Annotated in this window: 18 protein-coding genes; 17 read left to right on the top strand and 1 reads right to left on the bottom strand. The window is 34.4% G+C overall.

Annotation, left to right across the window (positions count from 1 at the left end; genetic code table 11):
- Window positions 1–345: 345 nt before the first annotated feature.
- The 17 genes from mfd to H277_RS0106905 all read left to right on the top strand — a co-directional run bounded on the left by mfd (window position 346) and on the right by H277_RS0106905 (window position 19762).
- A complete protein-coding gene (gene mfd, locus H277_RS0106985; protein ID WP_019974870.1) occupies window positions 346–3714 on the top strand; it encodes a transcription-repair coupling factor in 3369 nt (1122 codons plus the stop codon).
- A gap of 228 nt (window positions 3715–3942) precedes the next feature.
- Window positions 3943–4308, top strand: a complete 366-nt coding sequence (locus H277_RS0106980; protein ID WP_019974869.1) for an NADH-quinone oxidoreductase subunit A — start codon at window positions 3943–3945, stop codon at window positions 4306–4308.
- A 29-nt stretch (window positions 4309–4337) separates the two neighbouring features.
- Window positions 4338–4910 (top strand): NADH-quinone oxidoreductase subunit B, encoded by a 573-nt coding sequence (locus H277_RS0106975; RefSeq protein WP_019974868.1) that lies wholly within the window; start codon window positions 4338–4340, stop codon window positions 4908–4910.
- A 9-nt stretch (window positions 4911–4919) separates the two neighbouring features.
- A complete protein-coding gene (locus H277_RS0106970) occupies window positions 4920–5459 on the top strand; it encodes an NADH-quinone oxidoreductase subunit C (protein ID WP_019974867.1) in 540 nt (179 codons plus the stop codon).
- Window positions 5460–5461: 2 nt separating this feature from the next.
- Complete coding sequence (locus tag H277_RS0106965; protein ID WP_019974866.1) at window positions 5462–6703, top strand: NADH-quinone oxidoreductase subunit D; 1242 nt, start codon at window positions 5462–5464, stop codon at window positions 6701–6703.
- 15 nt (window positions 6704–6718) lie between these two features.
- On the top strand, window positions 6719–7210 hold the full coding sequence (locus tag H277_RS0106960; protein WP_019974865.1) for an NADH-quinone oxidoreductase subunit NuoE family protein: 492 nt from the start codon (window positions 6719–6721) through the stop codon (window positions 7208–7210).
- Complete coding sequence (gene nuoF, locus H277_RS0106955) at window positions 7210–8568, top strand: NADH-quinone oxidoreductase subunit NuoF (RefSeq protein ID WP_019974864.1); 1359 nt, start codon at window positions 7210–7212, stop codon at window positions 8566–8568. Before H277_RS0106960 ends, nuoF begins: the two co-directional genes overlap by 1 nt.
- 7 nt (window positions 8569–8575) lie before the next feature.
- Window positions 8576–9658, top strand: a complete 1083-nt coding sequence (locus tag H277_RS0106950) for an NADH-quinone oxidoreductase subunit G (RefSeq protein ID WP_033422615.1) — start codon at window positions 8576–8578, stop codon at window positions 9656–9658.
- A 25-nt stretch (window positions 9659–9683) separates the two neighbouring features.
- Window positions 9684–10733 carry an NADH-quinone oxidoreductase subunit NuoH gene (gene nuoH / locus H277_RS0106945; protein WP_019974862.1) on the top strand — a complete coding sequence of 350 codons (1050 nt, stop codon included), beginning with the start codon at window positions 9684–9686 and terminating at the stop codon, window positions 10731–10733.
- A gap of 22 nt (window positions 10734–10755) precedes the next feature.
- Entirely contained in the window at window positions 10756–11256 is a 501-nt protein-coding gene (nuoI, locus tag H277_RS0106940; RefSeq protein ID WP_019974861.1) for an NADH-quinone oxidoreductase subunit NuoI, read from the top strand.
- Entirely contained in the window at window positions 11256–11774 is a 519-nt protein-coding gene (locus H277_RS0106935; RefSeq protein ID WP_019974860.1) for an NADH-quinone oxidoreductase subunit J family protein, read from the top strand. The genes nuoI and H277_RS0106935 overlap by 1 nt, the downstream gene beginning before the upstream one ends.
- Window positions 11775–11790: 16 nt before the next feature.
- Complete coding sequence (nuoK, locus tag H277_RS0106930; protein ID WP_026357457.1) at window positions 11791–12117, top strand: NADH-quinone oxidoreductase subunit NuoK; 327 nt, start codon at window positions 11791–11793, stop codon at window positions 12115–12117.
- Window positions 12118–12119: 2 nt separating this feature from the next.
- Window positions 12120–14012 carry an NADH-quinone oxidoreductase subunit L gene (nuoL, locus tag H277_RS0106925; RefSeq protein ID WP_019974858.1) on the top strand — a complete coding sequence of 631 codons (1893 nt, stop codon included), beginning with the start codon at window positions 12120–12122 and terminating at the stop codon, window positions 14010–14012.
- Between the two features lie 7 nt (window positions 14013–14019).
- Window positions 14020–15438, top strand: coding sequence for a complex I subunit 4 family protein (locus H277_RS0106920; protein WP_019974857.1), 1419 nt, complete (start codon window positions 14020–14022; stop codon window positions 15436–15438).
- Window positions 15439–15458: 20 nt separating this feature from the next.
- Entirely contained in the window at window positions 15459–16847 is a 1389-nt protein-coding gene (locus H277_RS0106915) for an NADH-quinone oxidoreductase subunit N (RefSeq protein ID WP_019974856.1), read from the top strand.
- Window positions 16848–17132: 285 nt separating this feature from the next.
- Window positions 17133–18989, top strand: a complete 1857-nt coding sequence (locus H277_RS0106910) for a M1 family metallopeptidase (protein ID WP_019974855.1) — start codon at window positions 17133–17135, stop codon at window positions 18987–18989.
- Complete coding sequence (locus H277_RS0106905) at window positions 18989–19762, top strand: type III pantothenate kinase (RefSeq protein WP_019974854.1); 774 nt, start codon at window positions 18989–18991, stop codon at window positions 19760–19762. The genes H277_RS0106910 and H277_RS0106905 overlap by 1 nt, the downstream gene beginning before the upstream one ends.
- A gap of 17 nt (window positions 19763–19779) precedes the next feature.
- On the opposite strand, the gene H277_RS20165 is transcribed toward H277_RS0106905, so the two are convergent.
- The gene (locus tag H277_RS20165; RefSeq protein WP_146810734.1) at window positions 19780–21171 is read right to left on the bottom strand and encodes a hypothetical protein; all 1392 of its coding nucleotides are present in this window, start codon (window positions 21169–21171) and stop codon (window positions 19780–19782) included.
- Window positions 21172–21268: the final 97 nt, after the last annotated feature.

The following is a 21268-nucleotide window of genomic DNA, read 5'->3' as shown; positions in this document are numbered from 1 at the left end:
CAAATGAATGTTGCATAATGCTATTTTCTACTACTTTTAATTTGTTTTTAAAATAAAAAAAAGCCACTTCTTTAAGAAGTGGCTTTAATTGATATCTTGTATGTACACAACTAATTACCACTCCTAGGAATAAGAATGACTAAAATAATTACGTTAATAATGTTGTGAACGAATTTCATTTTTTACTTTTGATTAATCAAAGCTAGAATTATTTTTTTTAATGAATCAAATTTTTTTCATAAAATTTTTGAAAAAAATAATTATGATTAAAAATTCACATTTATCATTTCCTTTTTTTAAAGATTAATTAAAAATAAGGTTATTTAATTTTACATTTGCAAAACTTTGGAACAGAAAACTATTCACAACGTTTTTAGCTTATACGATTCTTCAGATTTCGTACAGAAGCTTATTGTCAATTTTAAAAATAATCCGCATTATAAAGTCAATATCAAAGGTTTTTTAGGTTCTGGATTGAGCATTTTAACAGGGCATTTATATGATCGAGTTGCACGTCCGACGATTCTGATTTTTGATGACAAAGAAGAAGCAGCCTATGTATTGAATGATTTGGAAACATTATTTGATAAAGAACAAATCCTGTTTTTTCCTTCCTCTTACAAACGTCCTTATGAAGTAGAAGAGGTGAACAATGCTAATGTTGTTATACGTACAGAGGTGTTGAATGCCTTATCTCATTCAAAACGTCCGAAAATAATTGTGACGTATGCGGAAGCTTTATCCGAAAAAGTGGTAACGAAAAAAGCATTAACGACCAATACATTAAAAGTAAAAGTAGGAAATGACTTAGGGATTGATTTTTTGACAGAAGTTCTGTCTTCTTATAATTTTCACCGTGTAGACTTTGTTTCTGAACCAGGTGAATTCTCGATTCGCGGTGGAATTGTGGATGTTTTCTCGTTTTCGAACGAACATCCTTACCGTATTTCATTGTTTGGTGATGAGGTAGAAACAATCAGAACGTTTGATATTGAAAATCAATTGTCGATTGCAACAACAAAAGAAATTACGATTATCCCGAATCTCGAAAGTAAATCGATTGATGAAAAGCGAGAAAGTTTTCTCGAATATATTTCAAAAGATAGTTTAATCATTGCTAAGAATATTTCTGTTTTAGCAAAACAGATTACAAAGAATTTTGAGCAAGCGGAATCGGCTTATTCAGAATTAAAAGGAGAAATTAGACAAGCCGAGCCCAACCGTTTATTTTTAAATGAAAATGCTTTTCTCCAACAAATTTCAACCTTTGGAGTCATTGAATGTTCGATGAAATCTTATTTTGAAACGGTTGAAGAAATTGAATCGCCTTTTAAACCTCAACCAACTTTCAATAAGCAATTTGAATTACTGATTGATGATTTGAACGAGCATAAAACGAACGGGTATAAAAATGCATTGATTTGTTCGAACGAAAACCAAATCAAACGATTTGAAGAAATTTTTGAGGATATAGGAAAAGAAGTTGCTTATATTCCGGTTTTAGGCTCTATTTACCAAGGTTTTATTGATGAGGAAATAAAATTAACGTGTTATACGGATCACCAGATTTTTGGACGTTATCATAAATTCAATCTTCGTAATTCATTCTCTAAAAAAGAAGCCATTACATTAAAGGAGATCAATTCTTTGCAAATCGGTGATTTTGTAACGCATATCGATTATGGAATTGGAAAATTTGCTGGTTTGGTCAGACTAAATAACAACGGTGTGACACAAGAATCGATTAAATTGATTTATCAAAATAATGATATCCTGTATGTCAACATTCATTCGTTGCATAAAATTGCGAAGTTCAGAGGGAAAGACGGACAAGAACCAAAAATTTCAAAACTTGGTTCGCCAGCATGGAAAAACCTAAAGAATAAAACCAAGGCGAAAGTAAAAGAAATTGCTTTCGATTTGATTAAATTATATGCAAAACGTCGTGCCAGAAAAGGTTTTGCGTATTCGCCGGATACATATTTGCAAAATGAGCTCGAGGCGTCTTTTATTTATGAAGATACCCCAGACCAATACAAAGCAACACAGGACGTGAAAAGTGATATGGAATCTGAACGTCCTATGGATCGTTTAGTTTGCGGTGATGTAGGTTTTGGAAAGACAGAAGTTGCGATTCGTTCGGCAATGAAAGCGGCTGTAGATGGAAAACAAGTTGCTGTTTTGGTTCCGACCACTATTTTAGCTTTTCAACATTTTAAAACGTTCTCAGAGCGATTAAAAGACCTGCCTGTAAAGGTGGCTTATCTTAATCGTTTTGTGACAGGTGTAAAGAAGAAAGCGGTTTTAGATGGATTGAAATCCGGACAAGTTGATATTGTGATAGGAACGCATCAATTGGTTAATCCAAAAATTGAATACAAAGATTTAGGGTTATTAATTGTTGATGAAGAACATAAATTTGGTGTTGGCGTAAAAGATAAATTGAAAACACTACGTGAAAATATTGATACATTAACACTAACTGCAACACCAATTCCACGAACACTTCAATTCTCATTAATGGCTGCACGGGATTTATCGGTGATTAAAACTCCTCCGCCAAACCGTCAACCTGTGGATACGCAATTGGTTGGGTTTAATGAAGAGATTTTTCGTGATGCTATTATGTATGAAATGCAACGTGGAGGGCAGGTTTACATCATTCACAATCGTGTACAATCGCTAAAAGATATTGCAGGAATGGTACAGCGTTTGGTTCCAGATGCACGCGTTGCGATTGGACATGGGCAAATGGACGGGAAGCAATTAGAAGCTGTTCTATTGGATTTTATTGATGGTCGTTATGATGTGTTTGTGTCCACAACAATTATCGAATCAGGTTTAGATGTTCCTAATGCGAATACAATTTTAATTAATGATGCGCAGAATTTCGGTTTGGCGGATTTACATCAAATGCGGGGTAGGGTAGGACGTAGCAATAGAAAAGCATTTTGTTATTTAGTAGCACCTCCGATTTCTGTTTTAACAGATGAGGCACGTAAACGTTTGCAAGCAATTGAACAATTTTCAGATTTAGGTTCTGGGTTTAATATCGCGATGAAAGATTTAGAGATTCGCGGGGCAGGAAATCTCTTGGGGGCAGAGCAAACAGGTTTTATGATGGACATTGGATTCGAAACATATCAAAAAATCTTAAATGAAGCCATTGAAGAGCTGAAAGAAACAGATTTCAAAGATTTATTTGAAGACCAGAAATCCGGTAATGAGAAGTCGTATGTTTCTGATGTACAAATAGATTCGGACTTACAAATTATGTTTCCTGATGAGTACATTGAAAGTTCGGAAGAACGTTTACTGTTGTATAAAGAACTGGCGGATATTGAAACAGAAATAGAGTTACAAACGTTTAAAAATAATTTGATTGACCGTTTTGGAAAATTACCGGAAGAAGCTGAAAATTTATTAGAATCTATTCAATTGAAATGGGTAAGTAAAAAATTAGGGTTTGAACGTTTGGTGATGAAGAAAGGTATTCTTTTGGCTTACTTTATCAACAAACCGCAAAGTGAGTTTTACCAATCAGATGAATTTAGATTAATTTTAAATTACGTACAAAATAACCCTAAAAACATCAGTTTTAAGGAAAAATCACCCAAAAAGGGAGAAGAATACCCAACATTGTTGCTGCGTTTCGAACATGTGAAAACTGTTCATGAAGCCTTGCAAAATCTTGAGAATTTATTAATTCGATAGTTATTTCAACTTAAAATTACCAATCTAATAAAATAAAAAAGAAGAATTGACGAAATTGTTAATTCTTCTTTTTGCATTTTAGAACAAATATTCCTGATTGAATAAATATTATATAAATTTATTATATAAGGAGTTTCAACTTGCTGAGCCAGAATTTAAATAAGCAATCTAATATTTTATTATTATTTTTATCGATAAAATTTTGTTGGAAAAAATAGTAAAGTGATTATGGAAACAGCATCAAGTTATATTCCTATTCTAATCCTTTTTATTGTAGCTTTTGCATTTGTAGCAGGTACTATTGTGGCAACACATTTACTTGGTCCGTCACGCAAAACAGATGAAAAATTAGAGAATTTCGAATCGGGAATTGAAAAAGTAGGAAATGCAAGACAACCTTTCGCAATTAAGTATTTCCTTGTAGCCATTTTGTTCGTATTATTTGATGTAGAGGTTATTTTCTTCTATCCTTATGCAGCGAATTTTAAAGAATTAGGTTGGGAAGGATTTGCAGCGGTTGCAACATTCGTTGGATTGTTTTTCGTGATGTACATATATGTACGTAAGAAAGGAGCTCTTAATTGGGAAAAATAGAGTGATTAAATATCTAAAATAATAGTATAATGATTCATAATAAAAGACCAGTAACACACAATACCAATGTGAAGATCGTAGAGTCTCCAGGTGGTTTTGAAGGTGAAGGTTTTATGGCGATGCAACTATCTAAAGTAGTTGGATTGGCTCGTAAAAACTCAATTTGGCCTTTACCATTTGCGACAAGTTGCTGTGGAATCGAGTTTATGGCAACAATGGGTTCGACATACGATTTGGCACGTTTTGGATCTGAGCGTTTGGCATTTACGCCGCGTCAGTGTGATTTGTTGATGGTAATGGGTACAATTTCTAAGAAAATGGCTCCGGTTCTGAAACAAGTTTACATTCAAATGGCAGAACCTCGTTGGGTAATTGCAGTTGGAGCTTGTGCAAGTTCAGGTGGTATTTTCGATACATATTCGGTTTTACAAGGAATTGATGAAGTAATTCCTGTAGATGTATATGTACCAGGTTGTCCGCCTCGTCCGGAAGCAATTATTGATGGTGTAATGCGAATTCAGGAGTTGGTAGAAACAGAAAGTGTTCGTCGTAGAAGTAGCGAGGAGTATCAACAACTTTTAGCAAGTTATGGAATTAAATAAACTGAAATAATGGACAATTCATTTATACAAGACCGTTTGGTTCAGAAGTTTCAAGAAAATATATACGGATACGAAGAACATTTTGGTGTACTTACACTTCATGCAAACAAAGATTTCAATTTAAAAATTCTACAATATTTATACGATGATGAGCAATTGGCTTTCAAATTTTTGAAAGACTTAACAGCTATTCACTATCCAAATAATGTTGGACAAGAACTTGTCGTGACCTATTTGGTTTATAATATGTATGAAAATGTTGCGGTTCGATTAAAATTTGCTTTACCAATCGAAAAGCCTTCGATTTTTACAGCAACTAAAATATTCGAAACAGCCAACTGGTTAGAGCGTGAAGCGTATGATTTCTTTGGTGTTGACTTTGTAGGACATCCAAATTTAATTCGTGTCATGAATGTTCCGGAAATGGATTATTATCCATTGCGTAAAGAATTTCCATTAGAAGATCAAACACGTAAAGATAAAGATGACGATATGTTTGGTCGCGGTGGTGATTTCAATTATGGTGGTTTTAATGTAAAAGTCAATTAACCATGGGAAAAGAGAAAATTAAAAAATCAAAACATCTTGATCTTCCGGATGGTTCGTTAGAAAAGAGTACAATTACTTTAAATTTAGGACCAACGCACCCGGCAACACATGGGGTATTTCAAAATATCTTAGAGATTGATGGTGAAATCATCAAATCTGCGGTTCCTACTGTTGGGTATATTCACCGTGCCTTTGAAAAAATTGCGGAACGTAAACCATTGTACCAAATAACACCTTTAACAGATCGTTTGAACTATTGTTCGGCGCCGTTAAATAACTTGGGTTGGCACATGACTGTTGAGAAATTTGTTGGAATAGAAGTTCCTAAAAGAGTTTCTTATTTGCGTGTCATTATTATGGAATTGGCTCGTGTAGCAGATCATATCGTTTGTAATTCGATTATGGGTGTTGACACAGGAGCATTTACAGGATTCCTTTACATGATGAAATACCGTGAGTTGATTTACGAAATCTATGAAGAAATTTGCGGTTCTCGTTTAACGACAAATATTGGTCGTATTGGTGGTTTTGAACGTGACTTTTCAGAAACAGCCTGGGCTAAAATTCACCGTTTCATTAGAGAGTTTCCGGATGTACTAACAGAGTTTGAAAACTTGTTTTTGCGTAACAGGATCTTCATGGACCGTACACAAGGTGTTGGTGGGATTTCTGCTGAACGTGCCGTAAACTATGGTTTCACAGGTCCAAACTTGCGTGCAGCTGGTGTAGACTATGATGTTCGTGTCGCTAAACCTTACTCTCGTTACGAAGAATTTGAATTTGATATTCCAGTTGGAACAACAGGGGATTGTTATGATAGATTCTTAGTTCGTGGTCAAGAAATGTGGCAAAGTTTAAGCATCATCAAGCAGGCAATTGCTAAAATTGATGCGTTAGAAGGAGAGGAAGCAACGCTATATCATGCTGATGCGCCGGATTTCTATTTACCGTTAAAGAAAGATGTTTATACAAAAATGGAAGCGTTAATCTATCATTTCAAAATTATTATGGGAGAGGTAGATATGCCAAAAGGAGAAATTTATAATTCAATTGAAGCCGCAAATGGTGAGTTGGGTTATTATTTCGTGTCTGATGGTGGGCGTTCGCCATACCGTTTACATTTCCGTAGACCTTGTTTCATTTATTATCAAGCTTATCCAGAATTGATCGAAGGATCAATGATTTCAGATGCCATTATCACAATGAGTAGTTTGAATTTGATTGCTGGAGAATTAGATGCTTAATAAAAATTATTAAAAATGGCAGTTCAATTTTCAGAAGAAACACAACAAAAAGTAGATAAAATCATTGCACGTTATCCGGAAGATAAAAAACAAAGTGCTTTGATTCCTTTACTTCATGTGGCACAAGCTGAGTTTGGTGGTTGGTTAGACACACCTCATTTGGATTATGTTGCAGAAGTATTGAATATTTTACCAGTAGAAGTTTACGAAGTAGCTTCATTTTATTCGATGTTTAACTTAAATCCTGTAGGGAAATTTGTGTTAGAAGTTTGTCAAACAGGACCTTGTATGTTAAGAGGTTCAGACAAAATTATCGAGCACATCAAGACAAAATTAAATATTGAAGCTGGTGGAACTTCGGCAGATGGGTTATTTACCTTAAAACCAGCCGAATGTTTAGGAGCATGTGGTTATGCGCCGATGATGCAGTTAGGAAAAACGTATCGTGAGAATTTAACGATCGAGAAAGTAGACGAATTAATCGAGGAATTGAAAAAATTAGCATAATGGGACAAAAATTACTGTTAAAAAATATTGATGTTCCAGGTATTCGTCATTACCAAGCTTACCGCGAAAACGGTGGTTATGCAAATGCTGAGAAAGCATTTAAAATGACAACGGACGAAATCTTAGAAGAAGTAAAAACTTCCGGGTTAAGAGGTCGTGGTGGTGCAGGTTTTCCAACTGGAATGAAATGGAGCTTTTTGGCAAAGCCAGAAGGTGTTCCAAGACACTTAGTGGTAAACGCAGACGAATCTGAACCAGGAACGTTCAAAGACCGTTTCTTGATGGAATATATTCCTCATATATTAATTGAGGGAGTTCTTATTTCGTCATATTGTTTAGGTTCAAATACTTCATTTATCTATATCCGTGGAGAATATGCATGGGTTGCAGAAATTTTAGAGGAAGCAATCGACGAAGCAAAAGCGGCAGGATGGTTAGGTAAAAACATTCAGGGAACTGGGTTTGATTTAGAAATTTATGTTCAACGTGGAGGTGGAGCTTACATCTGTGGTGAAGAAACGGCATTGTTAGAATCGTTAGAAGGTAAACGTGGAAATCCACGTCTAAAACCACCTTTCCCGGCTGTTAAAGGTTTATGGGGAAGACCAACAGTTGTGAACAATGTAGAAACAATTGCAGCGGTTGTTCCAATTATTGAAATTGGAGGTGAGGCGTATTCTAAAATTGGAGTAGGACGCTCTACAGGGACAAAATTAATTTCAGCTTGCGGTAATATTAATAAACCGGGAGTTTATGAAATCGATATGACGATTACGGTTGAAGAATTTATTTATTCGGATGAATATTGTGGAGGTATTCCAAATGGAAAACGTCTGAAAGCATGTATTCCTGGAGGAAGTTCTGTTCCAATTGTTCCTGCAAACTTATTGTTAAAAACAGCTGAGGGTAAACCTCGCTACATGAACTACGAAAGTTTATCAGAAGGAGGGTTTCAAACAGGAACGATGATGGGATCTGGAGGGTTTATCGTATTAGACGAAGATCAAGATGTTGTTTATCATACCTATACACTGGCTCGTTTCTATCGTCACGAATCATGTGGACAGTGTTCTCCATGCCGTGAAGGAACAGGTTGGATGGAAAAAATCTTAAAACGAATTGATGAAGGAAAAGGAAAAATGTCTGATATCGAATTGTTATGGGATGTGCAACGTAAGATTGAAGGAAATACAATTTGTCCATTAGGTGATGCAGCGGCTTGGCCGGTTGCAGCAGCAATTCGTCATTTCCGTGATGAGTTTGAATGGCACATTAACAATCCGGAAGAATGTTTAGTTCGTAATTATGGTTTAGCGCATTATGCTGATCCATTGGAGATTAAAGAAACCGCAAATTAATACGAAGATGGCAGAAGAAACACCATTATTTAAAGTTACCATCGATAACGAAACGATTGAAGTGCCTGCGGGAACAACGATCCTTCAAGCCGCTCGTATGATTGGTAAAGAAGTAGCACCTCCGGCGATGTGTTACTACGGTAAATTAGAAAATACAGGAGGAAACTGTCGAACTTGTTTGGTCGAAGTATCAAAAGGAAGTGAGGCGGATCCTCGTCCAATGCCAAAATTGGTTCCGTCTTGCCGTACAACGGTGATGGATGGAATGGTTGTAGGCAATAAAACATCTGAGCGTACAGTTGAGGCACGTAAAGGTATTGTTGAATTATTATTAATCAACCACCCTTTAGATTGTCCGGTATGTGATCAGGCGGGAGAATGTAAGTTACAGGATTTAAGTTATGAACACGGAGCAGAAGCAACGCGTTACGAATTTGATCGACGTACATTCCCAAAAGAAGATTTAGGTCCAAATATTCAGTTGAACATGAACCGATGCATTTTATGTTATCGTTGTGTAAAAACTGCGGATCAAATCACAGGTTGCCGTGAGCATGGCGTAATGAATCGTGGAGATCACGCTGAAATTTCGACACATATTCACAAAAGCCTAGACAACGAATTCATCGGAAATATTATTGATGTTTGCCCGGTTGGTGCATTAACAGATAAAACATTCCGTTTCAAAAACCGTGTTTGGTTCTTGAAGCCGGTTGATGCACACCGCGATTGTCCAACATGTTCCGGTAAAGCGCAAGTGTGGTTCCGTGGGAACGAAGTGTTCCGTGTAACAGCCCGTAAAGATGAATTTAATGAAGTAGAAGATTGGATTTGCAATACATGTCGTTTTGATAAAAAAGATATCAACGATTGGGTATTAGAAAAACCATCTGAGATTTCTAAAGATTCAGTTGTTCGTCAAGGTCATTATTTTGAGAATAAAGTGGAGCCGAAAGAAACACTTCCGAAAGTAATTAAACGTGATCCGAAGATTTTATTAGATATTCACTCGGTTTCAGAAGTAAATGAACCCAACCGTGATTTATCTAAAATAGATGGACCGGCAACAAGTAAAGATTTTAAAGATTAATCATTCGTAAATTAAATTAACAAAAATGACAGAAGAATTTATTGCTGATGCATTAGAAAAGTTAGCTTTAGTAGGCGTAATGATTGGTTTTGCATTAGTTGTTGCCATGTACTCTACTTGGGCTGAACGTAAAGTTGCAGCATTTTTGCAAGATCGTATCGGACCAAACCGTGCAGGTATTTTTGGTTTATTACAACCACTTGCCGATGGTTTAAAATTATTTTCGAAAGAAGAAATCACTCCAAAAGATTCGAATAAATTTTTATTCATCTTAGGTCCATCATTGGCAATGATTGTTGCGTGTATGACAGGCGCAGTTATTCCATGGTCAACAGCTTTCGAGATAGGAGATCGTGTTGTTGTTCCTCAAATTGCAGATGTTAACATCGGATTTTTATACATTTTAGGTGTATTAAGCTTAGGTGTTTATGGAATTATGATTGGTGCTTGGGCATCGAACAACAAATACTCATTAATGGGAGGTTTGCGTGCAGCTTCGCAGATTATTTCGTACGAGTTACCGATGGGAATCGTGTTAATCACAATTTTGATGATGACAGGTTCTTTGAAATTGAGTGATATTGTGCATTATCAACAAGAGCATGCGTGGTTCATCTTATTACAACCATTAGGATTTATTATTTTCTTGGTGTGTTCATTCGCAGAAACTAACCGTACTCCGTTCGATTTACCAGAAGCAGAAAATGAGTTAATTGGAGGTTATCACTCAGAATATTCTTCGATGAAGATGGGATTCTTCTTATTTGCAGAATACATCAACATGTTTATCAGTTCTGTGGTAATTTCTACCATCTATTTTGGCGGATACGATATCCCGTTTGTAGACGATGCAACATTAGTAAACTCTATCGGAGTGAATGGAACGGCAATTCTTAATTTCCTTTCATTATTCGGTAAAGCTTGTTTCTTCATCTTTTTCTACATGTGGGTGCGTTGGACGATTCCTCGTTTCAGATACGATCAATTAATGGATTTAGGGTGGAAAAAATTATTGCCTTTAGCATTAATCAATATGTTAATCACAGGCTTAGTGATTTTATTATTAAACAAGTAGAATCATCAAAATCATTAAAAGTATGAAACCAATTACAAATAGAGTAAAACAAGTAGAACGTAAACCCCTTACTTTTTGGGAAAGTATCTATTTGATTTCTATCGCAAAAGGGTTGATGATTACATTGAAGCATTTCTTTTCGAAGAAAGCGACAATTAGTTATCCGGAAAAACAAAGACCGTTTAGTCCTGTATTTAGAGGATTACACGTTTTGAATAGAGACGAAGAGGATCGTGAAAATTGTACGGCTTGTGGACTTTGTGCTTTGGCTTGTCCGGCAGAAGCAATTACAATGGAAGCGGCAGAAAGACTTCCTGGTGAAGAAAACCTGTATCGTGAAGAAAAATATGCAGCGAAATATGAGATTAATATGTTACGTTGTATCTTCTGTGGATTCTGCGAAGAAGCTTGTCCGAAAGATGCTGTTTATTTATCACAAACAGTTCCTCCGGCGAGTTTCCAACGTAAGAACTTTATCTATTCGAAAGAAGATTTATTAATCCCGAAAAAAGCTGCAAACTAATGGAATTACCTCTAATTTTATTTTATGTATTGTCGAGCTTAACGGTGTTAAGTGCGCTATTAATGGTGTTCAGTAAAAATCCTGTTCATTCCATTTTATATTTAATCGTAACCTTCTTCTGCATCAGTGGACATTATGTTTTGCTAAATGCCCAGTTTTTAGCAATTGTAAATGTAATCGTTTATGCCGGGGCAATTATGGTATTGTTCTTATTTGTCGTGATGTTGATGAACCTGAATAGTGAAAAATATTCGTTTGGTCGCCCGGCAAAAATTTTAGCAGCGAGTTTAGTTTCGTTGTTGTTTATTGCATTGACAGTCGGAATCTTCTCTCAAAGCTCTGCAACACAGCAAACAGCTGTAGAAGTAGGAACAGGTGATTTAGGGTTGATTCATAACTTAGGTTCATTGTTGTATTCAGAATATGTTTTGCCATTCGAGTTGAGCAGTATTTTGTTTATTTCTGCAATGATTGGAGCAGTGATGTTATCGAAAAAGGACGAAGAATTATTGGATTAAATATAAAAAGTAAAAGATGTTACCAATCAGTTATTATATTACTTTATCATTAATCCTATTCGGAATAGGGATGGCAGGCGTAATGATTCGTCGTAATGCAATTGTCATTTTTATGTGTATAGAATTGATGTTAAATTCTGTGAATTTGTTGTTAGTAGCGTTCTCAAAAATGCACTATCATGCAAATCCAGCATTAGAAAAAGGGACAGATGCACAACTTTTAGTATTCTTTATTATGGTTGTTGCTGCTGCTGAGGTTGCTGTAGGATTATCGGTGATAATTTTATTGTTCCGCAAAGTATACTCAGTAGATATTAATGTGTTAAATCGTTTAAAAGGTTAAGAATGGAACAGTATATATGGTTAATTCCTTTGATTCCATTCATCGGATTTTTGATTAACGGTTTAGGACGAAATGTACTTTCTAAAAGCTTAGTTACTTTCATTGGAAGTGGAGCAGTTTTGGTAAGTTTCATTTTATCAATAATGGTGTTCATCGCCGTTCCATCAGGAGCAGATGCACAACCATTAATTTTTAAGGCATTTGATATTATCAATATTCCAACTTTACAAGTTCCGTTTGCATTTCAAATTGATGCATTAACGAGTTTGTTTTTGTTAATTATTACAGGAGTTGGATTTTTAATTCACGTGTATAGCTCGGCTTACATGAGCGAAGACAAAGGATTTGCAAAATTCTTTTCTTACTTAAATTTATTCATCTTCTTCATGTTGATTCTTGTAATGGGAAACAACTTTGTGATGATGTTTATCGGATGGGAAGGAGTTGGATTATGTTCATTCTTATTAATTGGTTTCTGGTTTACAAATCCGGAATATATCAAAGCGGCGAAGAAAGCTTTCATCATGAACCGTATTGGTGATGTAGGGTTTTTATTGGCGATGTTCTGGATTTTCAAAGAATTTGGAACGTTAGAATATGTAAAAGTATTCAACCAATTAGCGATTGATCCATCTGCATTTACAGGTTTTGTATTGACAGGAATCACATTATTGTTATTCTTAGCAGCTACGGGTAAATCGGCTCAGTTGCCATTATTCACATGGTTACCGGATGCGATGGCAGGACCAACACCTGTTTCAGCTTTAATTCACGCTGCGACAATGGTTACAGCAGGTATCTTTATGATTACACGTTGTAACGAGTTGTTTTCTGCAGCGCCGATTACGTTACAAGTTATCCAATATATCGGAATTGCAACTGCATTTATTACAGCTACAATTGCAATGCGTCAAAACGACATCAAAAAAGTATTGGCTTATTCTACTGTTTCACAGTTAGGATTAATGTTTGCTGCAATTGGATCCGGAGCTTATATTGCTGCAGTTTTCCACGTAATGACACATGCTTTTTTCAAAGCGTTATTGTTCTTAGGAGCAGGATCTGTGATTCATGGAATGCACCACGAGCAAGACATGCGCAAAATGGGAGGTTTGAAAAAATACATGAAAATCACACATATCACGTTCTTGATAGGGTGTATGGCAATTGCCGGTATTCCAGGTTTATCAGGATTTTTCTCGAAAGATGAAATGTTACTAGGAATGTTTATTTCTAATCCGGTTGTATATGGAATAGGATTCATCGTTTCTGTGATGACAGTGTTTTATATGTTCCGCTTATATGCTATGACTTTCTTGGGAGATTTACGCAGCAAAGATGCTCATCCTCACGAAAGCCCGGCAGCAATGACAATTCCATTAATCATCTTAGCGGTTCTTTCTGTTATTGCAGGTTATGTTGGAATTCCAGCATTGTTTATGGAGGATGGACACAAACTTCAAACATTTTTAAGTGGAGTAGTTGCTATAGGAGAAGTTCATCACATCTCGCATTCAACTGAATGGTTGATGATGGGAGCTTTATTGATTGGTGTTCTTGGAGCAATTTATTTTGCCATCAAGAAATACACGAACTATGTGGACGGAGAAGCAACAGGAGTTGCAAAATTCTTTGAAGACAAATGGTACATCGACGAATTATACGACAATGCAATTGTAAAACCATTGTTCGAATTAGGAGATGTCTTGAAAAAATATGTAGAAAAGGCAGGTATTGCAGCTTTTGTTTTAGGAGTTGGAACTGTTTCTGGCCGTGCATCTAAAAATGTTCGTCAGCTACAAAACGGAAATGTAGGATTCTATATTATGCTAATGGTTTGTGGAATCGTAGCAGGAATAGTAATCTTTTTTATGGGGTATTTAATTTCAAAATAGGTTAGTAATGCTTTTATCTTTATTTATCATTTTACCATTAATAGTAGGAGTTTTTATGCTATTAATGCAAGGTCAAAAACCACAAAGATGGTTAGGAGCATTCGTTGGGGGAGCATTGTTGGCGTTGTACTTTTTTATCACTTGTAAAGGTGGAAATAATGAGTTAACGTTTCAAACACAATGGTTCAATTTCAATAGCGTTAAAACTTATTTTGCGTTAAATGCTCAAGGTTTGGGAGGACTGATGTTACTTTTATCCAACCTTACTTATCTAGCTCTTTTTGTTTATTTATCAACAACAAAACAAAAATACAACAATACATTCTACGGATTATTGTTAATCACTTTAGCAGGTCTGAATGGTGTTTTCTTAGCAGCAGATTTAATCTTATTTTACTTCTTCTGGGAAGTTGTCTTAATTCCGGTTTATTTCCTAATTGGATTATTCGGAATTGGAAAAGATAAAATTCGTGCCAATATGACGTTCTTCTTGTACACCATTTTAGGATCGATGTTTATGCTGGGAGGAATCGTTTACATTGGATTTTTCTTACAACCATCATCATTTTTATTAACAGATATTGTACAGGTTACAGGACCGCATTATTCAACAAACACAGCATTGGCATTGTTGTTCTTAATCGCTTTTGTGATTAAAATTCCAATCTTTCCTTTCCATACATGGCAACCAACAATCTACAAAACATCTCCAACGCCATTAACAGTTGTTCTTTCTGCTTTGATGGCAAAAATGGGATTATTTGCAGTGGTTACATGGTATTTAGGGATGTTCCCAACAATTTCCGAATTGTTCAGTTACATTACGTACATCGCAATTTTCGGATTGGTTTACGCATCGTTAATAGCACTGAGTGCAAAAAATGTAAAGAAAATTATCGCTTATAGCTCGATTGCGCATTTGGCTTTAATTTTCGTTTCAATATTTTCTGAATTAGCAAATGGTGTAACAGGTGCTTATTTCCAAATGTTTTCACATGGTTTAGTTGTGTTAGGCTTATGGTTATGTATTGATGTGATGGAAAGAAAATATGATTTGACAGACATCAAATCGATTGGAGGTTTAGCGAAAATAGACCCGACGTTGTCTATTTTATTTATGGTATTTGGTTTGGCAAACGTTGCATTACCATTAACAAGTGCTTTCATCGGAGAATTTATGATGCTTTCAGCATTGTTTACACATAACCCGGTTTTGTGTGTAATAGCTTGTTTGGGGGTAATTTTATCAGCCGTTTACACGTTAAGATTGTCAAGTGCATTGTTGTTTGGTGAAGTTAAAAATATCAAACGAAAAGATGCTCAAAAAGGAGGTTTTGGACCAATTGCAGTTTTATCTGTTATTGCCATCTTAATTATCATTTTAGGCGTTTATCCAACACCAATTTTTAATTTATTAGCACATTAATCATTTTTGAATAAATAGATATGAATACGATTATTTTATCAGCACTTTCAGGTATTATTTTGATGTTTAGTGGATTCTACATCAAAAATAATCGTGCCTTAAATATACTTTCTGTTGTTCTGTTTTTCGGAATGATTGTAGGAGGAATTTTTGATTTGAAGGGTTGCTCAATGTTCGCCGGAAAATTCGATAATATGATTGGACAATCGCTATACGGCGTTTCCTTCTTTATCGCTTTGGCGGGATTGGCAATTTTTTACTTATTGTTGAACAAAGATTCGTTTGGAAAAGTAGGAAAGCATGTGGCAGAATATTATGCCTTAATCTTCTTCTCTTTTACCGGGATTGCTGTTTTAGCACAGTTCCACAACTTGGTTATTATGTTCTTAGGGATCGAATTAATGTCAATTCCAATGTACATTATAGCAGGTACAAATAAAGAAAGCCTAAAGAGCACAGAAGCTTCTGTAAAGTATTTCTTAATGGGAGCTTTTTCAACAGGAATTTTGATGCTAGGTGTTACATTTTTGTACGGTGCAACAGGAACATTTATGGTAGACCAGTTGGTGAACTATAACAAAGACTTCGAAACAATTTATTATTTAGGATGGTGTTTAATCATCTTCGCATTTTGTTTCAAAGTTTCAGCAGCTCCATTTCATGCATGGACACCGGATGTTTACGACGGAACACCAACAGTGTTTACATCGTTTATGTCTACAATTATCAAAGGAGGATCATTTTTAGGATTTATTTTAATCTTAAAATCATTTCCAACGAATGTAGCATATGCCGAATATTACCGTTTATTATTCGCGTCAATCATTATTTTGACATTATTCGTGGGGAATTTTGGTGCCGTTTCTCAAAAATCTGTCAAACGTTTGATGGCTTATTCATCAATTGCACAAGCAGGTTTTATGTTATTTGTTTTGTTCAACATCAATTCAGCGTCGAAAGAAGCATTGATGTTCTATACAATTGCTTATTCGATTGCGAATTTCATTATTTTCTATACAATTGATCAATTCAAAAATCCAAAATTTGATAGTTTCATTGGTTTAGGAAAAGCAAATCCTGTATTGGCTGCAGCAATGACAATCTCTTTGATTTCATTAGCAGGTATTCCATTAACGGGAGGATTCTTCGCGAAATTTATGGCGTTAAGCATTGGAGGGACAAACGATAAAAATTTATTTTTGATTGTCATAGCATTAGTGATGGCCGTTTTGAGTATGTATTATTACTTCAAAGTGATCAACTACATGTATTTCAAAAAAGGAAAGAACAAATTAAAAACACAAGACGGATTGACGAGTTTCCTATTAATTATAGGAATGGTTATCTTGATTGTGATGGGAATTTTTCCGGGAATATTATCTTCATTTTTGCAAACACCAATGTGGTAATTGCAAAATGATGATCATATAGTTTTTTATTATTTATTATTTAAAAAGCTCGTGTCAAATTAGTTGATACGAGCTTTTTGTATATTGTTGACAGTATTAAAAAGAAAAATTATAGTTGAATAGTAACAACGGTTGGCTGTACTTATAATTAGATAATGAATATGTTGATTTAACGATAAAGTAATATTTGTAAATTATACAAACCATCAAATGCTTGAAACAAAATCCCGTTGTTTCAAGCTTTTTTGTATTTTTGAGAGATTAAAGTTTAATGATTAGTTAGAAATGAGAAAATTTACATTATTAATTTGCCTTTTTTTAGTGCAATTGGCTTTTGCTCAACGTAAAGGTTATTGGCAACAAAAGGTAGATTATAAAATGACAATTGATATAAAAGACGATTTATATCAATACGATGGAAAAATGAAATTAAAGTATACAAATAATTCAGGTCAAAGTCTGAATAAAGTTTATTTCCACTTATATTTCAATGCTTTTCAACCAAAATCGATGATGGATTATCGTTTAGCAAATATTGCAGATCCGGATAAACGAATGGTGAGTAACATTGGCACAAAAGAAAATCCTAAAATGCAATCACGTATCGCAACTTTAGGAAATGATAATATAGGGTATCAAAAGATTATAGCGCTAACTCAGAACGGAAAATCTACGTCTTATAAAGTTGATGGAACGATCTTAGAGGTGACATTAGCAACACCTATAAAACCAGGAAAATCAACAACTTTTGAGATGGTGTGGGAAGCACAAGTTCCTGAACAAATTCGTCGATCTGGACGTAACTCAAAAGAAGGAGTGGCCTATTCGATGACGCAATGGTATCCTAAAATGGCTCAATTTGATGATTTTGGATGGCATTTAGACGAATATGTCGGACGTGAATTTATTGCTCCTTTCGGTAATTTTGATGTCACAATCAATATCGGAAAAGATTATGTAATCGGTTCTTCAGGTGTTTTACAGAATCCAAAAGATGTAAAAGGATATGATAAAAATGCGAAAATTGTAGAGAAGAACGGACGTGTTTCTTGGAATTTCAAAGCGACAAATATTCATGATTTTGCTTGGGCAGCGGACAAAGATTTTGTAGTAGACGAAGGGACATCAAAAGGAGGTGTAAAAGTTTATCTGGTTTATAAGCCAGGAGAAAAAACAACAAAAGTCTGGAAAGAAGCAATGCCTTATACAACAGCTTTTTTTGATTATGCAGCTCAAAAATTCGGTGCTTACCCATGGCCAACTTATACAGTAGTACAAGGAGGTGACGGAGGGATGGAATACGGAACCGCAACACTGATTACAGGAGAAAGAAACTTGGCGTCTCTAGTTGGTGTTATCTATCATGAAGCGGCTCACTCTTGGTACCAACATTTATTTGGAATTAATGAAACTGTTGATGAATGGTTTGATGAAGGTTTTACATCTTATATAGAGAATTTAGCTTCGTTACAGGTTTTCGAAAAACAAACAACTTTACCTTCTAATCCTAATTTGGATGCATCTAAAGGATATATCAATTTAGCCTTATCAGGGAAAGAAGAGCCGGCAAGCTTGTTAGCTGATTATTACAATACGAACTATGCTTATTCTTTAGAAGCTTATTACAAAGGTCAAGTATTGGCAATTCAATTGGGATATATTATTGGACAAGATAATTTAGATAAAACATTTTTAGAGTTTTATAAACAATGGAAATTTAAACATCCAACACCAAATGACTTTAAGCGTGTAGCTGAAGAAGTTTCCGGAATCAACTTAAAATGGTATTTCAATTTATTCATCAATACAACGCGTAAAATTGATTATGCGGTGGAAAATGTGCAATCAAATTCTTTTGCAGTTGCAAACAAATCTGATTTTGCAATGCCACTGGATGTCTTAGTCGAATATACAGATGGGACGAAAGAGTTATTTTACATTCCGCTGAGAGAAATGCGTGGAGAAAAACCGGCAGAAAATTTAATTGAATACAAAGGCGTAAAACGTACTGTTTTGACAGATGCTTTTTGGACAAATCCAGTTTATGAAGTGAAAACTTCAAAAGAGGTTAAACAAATTACAATTGATCCGACAAAGCGTTTAGCTGATGTAGATTATACAAATAATGTATTTACAAAATAATGTTATTAGCAGTAAATATTGGAAATACAAATCTCCGTTTTGCCGTTTTCAAAAGTGAAACGGAGATTATTACATGGACAATAAATTCTAAGCCTTATCGTACAGAATATGAGTTTTTTGCTAAATTCTCGAATATGTACGAGCCTTTTGGAATTTCGAAAGATGATATTACGGATATCGTTATCGGCTCAGTCGTTCCACCACTTACAACTAGTGTTAAAATTGCATTGCAACGCATACATAAGTTCAAACCAATGGTTGTGGACCGCAATACACCTTCGGGAATTGTCCATACATCGAATCAAATGGGAACAGATTTGTATGCCAATGCCGTTGCGGCACATTATCAAGATTACAAAGGGAAAAAAATTGTCATTGATTTTGGAACTGCTCTAACCTTTTTAGGGATTAATGAAGATGGTAAAGTGCGTGGAGTTGTAATAGCTCCAGGGATTATAACAGCACTCAATTCCTTGGTCGGTGAAACGTCTCAACTACCAACAGTAGAGTTACGAACTCCGGAAAGTATTCTTGGAACAAATACGGAAGCTTGTATGCAATCGGGGATGGTTTATGGATTCTTGAGTATGGTCGAAGGAATGATTGATCGTATAAATGCAGAAGTCGGAGAAGAATCTTTTGTTATTTCGACAGGCGGAGTGGGCGGAGTATATAAGACATTGACAAATAAAGTACATGTTGATGATCGCTTACACACGATAAAAGGGTTGAAAATTCTATATGAATTAAATAAAGATTCTTTTGAGAAATAAAACAAAAAATCCGCTAATTAGCGGATTTTTTGTTTTTCAATAAAATGGTTTATCTCTGAACTATAAATAATCAGTTGAGTATTCTCTGTTGGTTTTTTATCTAAAAATTCGATTGAAGGATTATTTAATCTTAAGATTGATTTGTAGATATAATCAGGTTGCTTATTCTCATGGATGTAATTGAATGATTTATTGGTAAAAGGAATTTGATATTCCGTAGGCACAATTTTTTTCTCATCATCATAATAATATACAGGGAGTTCTTTTTTATTTTTTACAAGATTTTCTACAGCATTTTTGTAAAAAATAAAATTTGTTGGAATCTTTATAATAAAGCATGCGTTATATAACAGACTTATAAAACAGATTACATATAAACATTTATCAGAGATAAAATTATTTTCTCGAATACTGATTAATAATGCAAAACAAAAGAAATAAGAAGAATTAAAAAGAAGTCGTATACCCAGAGGTTCAATACCTTGAGCCATAGCCGAAAAAAAAGTGATAATTCCATTTAGAATGGCAACTACAACTAAAAATTTTACAAATATATTTTTATTGTTTTTTAAAATACGAATACTAAAATACCAAAAAATAATATCAATAGAGATGAGAATAATCGAAACAATGAGCTTTATTTTAGATGAATAATCAAATGTTTTGAGATAAAAGAAAGGGTTAGAAAGATTAATTAACCCAATAAAATCAATATAAGTATCAAGCCAAAAAGAATCAGTCTCATCATTTATCCTATTATTTTCCGAAGCAAATGAGCCGATTGTGAAGTAATTAAATAATAAATATAGAAAAAGGAAGAAACCGATTGATACAATTGTACTGAACAATGTAAGCTTTATTTTTCTTGAATTATTTTTAATAAAGAATATAAATACAAGAGAGGAAATAAAAATAAATACATTGGCATATCGTATTGTACAAAGTATGAAACCTAATATTGTACACGTAATAAAATATTTCTTAAAGTTTATCCTATCATTAAAAAGCAGATAAGAATAATACAAAAACATATACAAAAAAGGTAAACCAATGTACTCTGAACTTTGATAGACAAAAATCCATATAACAGACTTAAAACACATTGCAAGTAAAGTTTCTCTGAAATAGAATTTATATTTGTATGAAAAGCAAATGATAAATAAATAGCAAATACTCTTTAAAAGTATTGAGCTGTAATAATATTCTCCGGTAAAGGTTTTTATCAGTCTTAAAAATAGTGGAAAACCGATAGGAAATAAATTATCGTCAAATATAGGAAGTTTGTTTGCGACTTTCACATATGCCATAAAATCTCCACCAATACCTCCGTTTGATAAAAGAAAGGGGATGAAGATTATAAGAGAAAGGGTAAGTAGTATCAGATAAAAATCTAGTTTTTTAAGTTCCATTATTGTTTTTTATACTATTAGTAACGATTTTTCAACAAAAAATTATAAAAAGTTTCTAAATTTTGTAACCTTTTTACAAACCTTGAGTCTATTAAAT

It is taken from the genome of Empedobacter brevis NBRC 14943 = ATCC 43319 (assembly GCF_000382425.1).
GTDB classification, from domain to species: domain Bacteria; phylum Bacteroidota; class Bacteroidia; order Flavobacteriales; family Weeksellaceae; genus Empedobacter; species Empedobacter brevis.
This window is presented reverse-complemented; position numbering and strand designations above follow the sequence as displayed.

Bases quoted from the DNA above. Each gene is read 5' to 3' on its own strand.
- nuoF (WP_019974864.1), top strand. From the start codon at position 7,210: ATGGGACAAAAATTACTGTTAAAAAATATTGATGTTCCAGGTATTCGT.
- nuoK (WP_026357457.1), top strand. From the start codon at position 11,791: ATGTTACCAATCAGTTATTATATTACTTTATCATTAATCCTATTCGGA.
- H277_RS0106975 (WP_019974868.1), top strand. From the start codon at position 4,338: ATGATTCATAATAAAAGACCAGTAACACACAATACCAATGTGAAGATC.
- H277_RS0106950 (WP_033422615.1), top strand. From the start codon at position 8,576: ATGGCAGAAGAAACACCATTATTTAAAGTTACCATCGATAACGAAACG.
- H277_RS20165 (WP_146810734.1), bottom strand. From the start codon at position 21,171: ATGGAACTTAAAAAACTAGATTTTTATCTGATACTACTTACCCTTTCT.
- H277_RS0106910 (WP_019974855.1), top strand. From the start codon at position 17,133: ATGAGAAAATTTACATTATTAATTTGCCTTTTTTTAGTGCAATTGGCT.
- H277_RS0106935 (WP_019974860.1), top strand. From the start codon at position 11,256: ATGGAATTACCTCTAATTTTATTTTATGTATTGTCGAGCTTAACGGTG.
- nuoI (WP_019974861.1), top strand. From the start codon at position 10,756: ATGAAACCAATTACAAATAGAGTAAAACAAGTAGAACGTAAACCCCTT.
- H277_RS0106980 (WP_019974869.1), top strand. From the start codon at position 3,943: ATGGAAACAGCATCAAGTTATATTCCTATTCTAATCCTTTTTATTGTA.
- H277_RS0106960 (WP_019974865.1), top strand. From the start codon at position 6,719: ATGGCAGTTCAATTTTCAGAAGAAACACAACAAAAAGTAGATAAAATC.
- H277_RS0106965 (WP_019974866.1), top strand. From the start codon at position 5,462: ATGGGAAAAGAGAAAATTAAAAAATCAAAACATCTTGATCTTCCGGAT.
- H277_RS0106920 (WP_019974857.1), top strand. From the start codon at position 14,020: ATGCTTTTATCTTTATTTATCATTTTACCATTAATAGTAGGAGTTTTT.
- nuoL (WP_019974858.1), top strand. From the start codon at position 12,120: ATGGAACAGTATATATGGTTAATTCCTTTGATTCCATTCATCGGATTT.
- H277_RS0106905 (WP_019974854.1), top strand. From the start codon at position 18,989: ATGTTATTAGCAGTAAATATTGGAAATACAAATCTCCGTTTTGCCGTT.
- H277_RS0106970 (WP_019974867.1), top strand. From the start codon at position 4,920: ATGGACAATTCATTTATACAAGACCGTTTGGTTCAGAAGTTTCAAGAA.
- nuoH (WP_019974862.1), top strand. From the start codon at position 9,684: ATGACAGAAGAATTTATTGCTGATGCATTAGAAAAGTTAGCTTTAGTA.
- H277_RS0106915 (WP_019974856.1), top strand. From the start codon at position 15,459: ATGAATACGATTATTTTATCAGCACTTTCAGGTATTATTTTGATGTTT.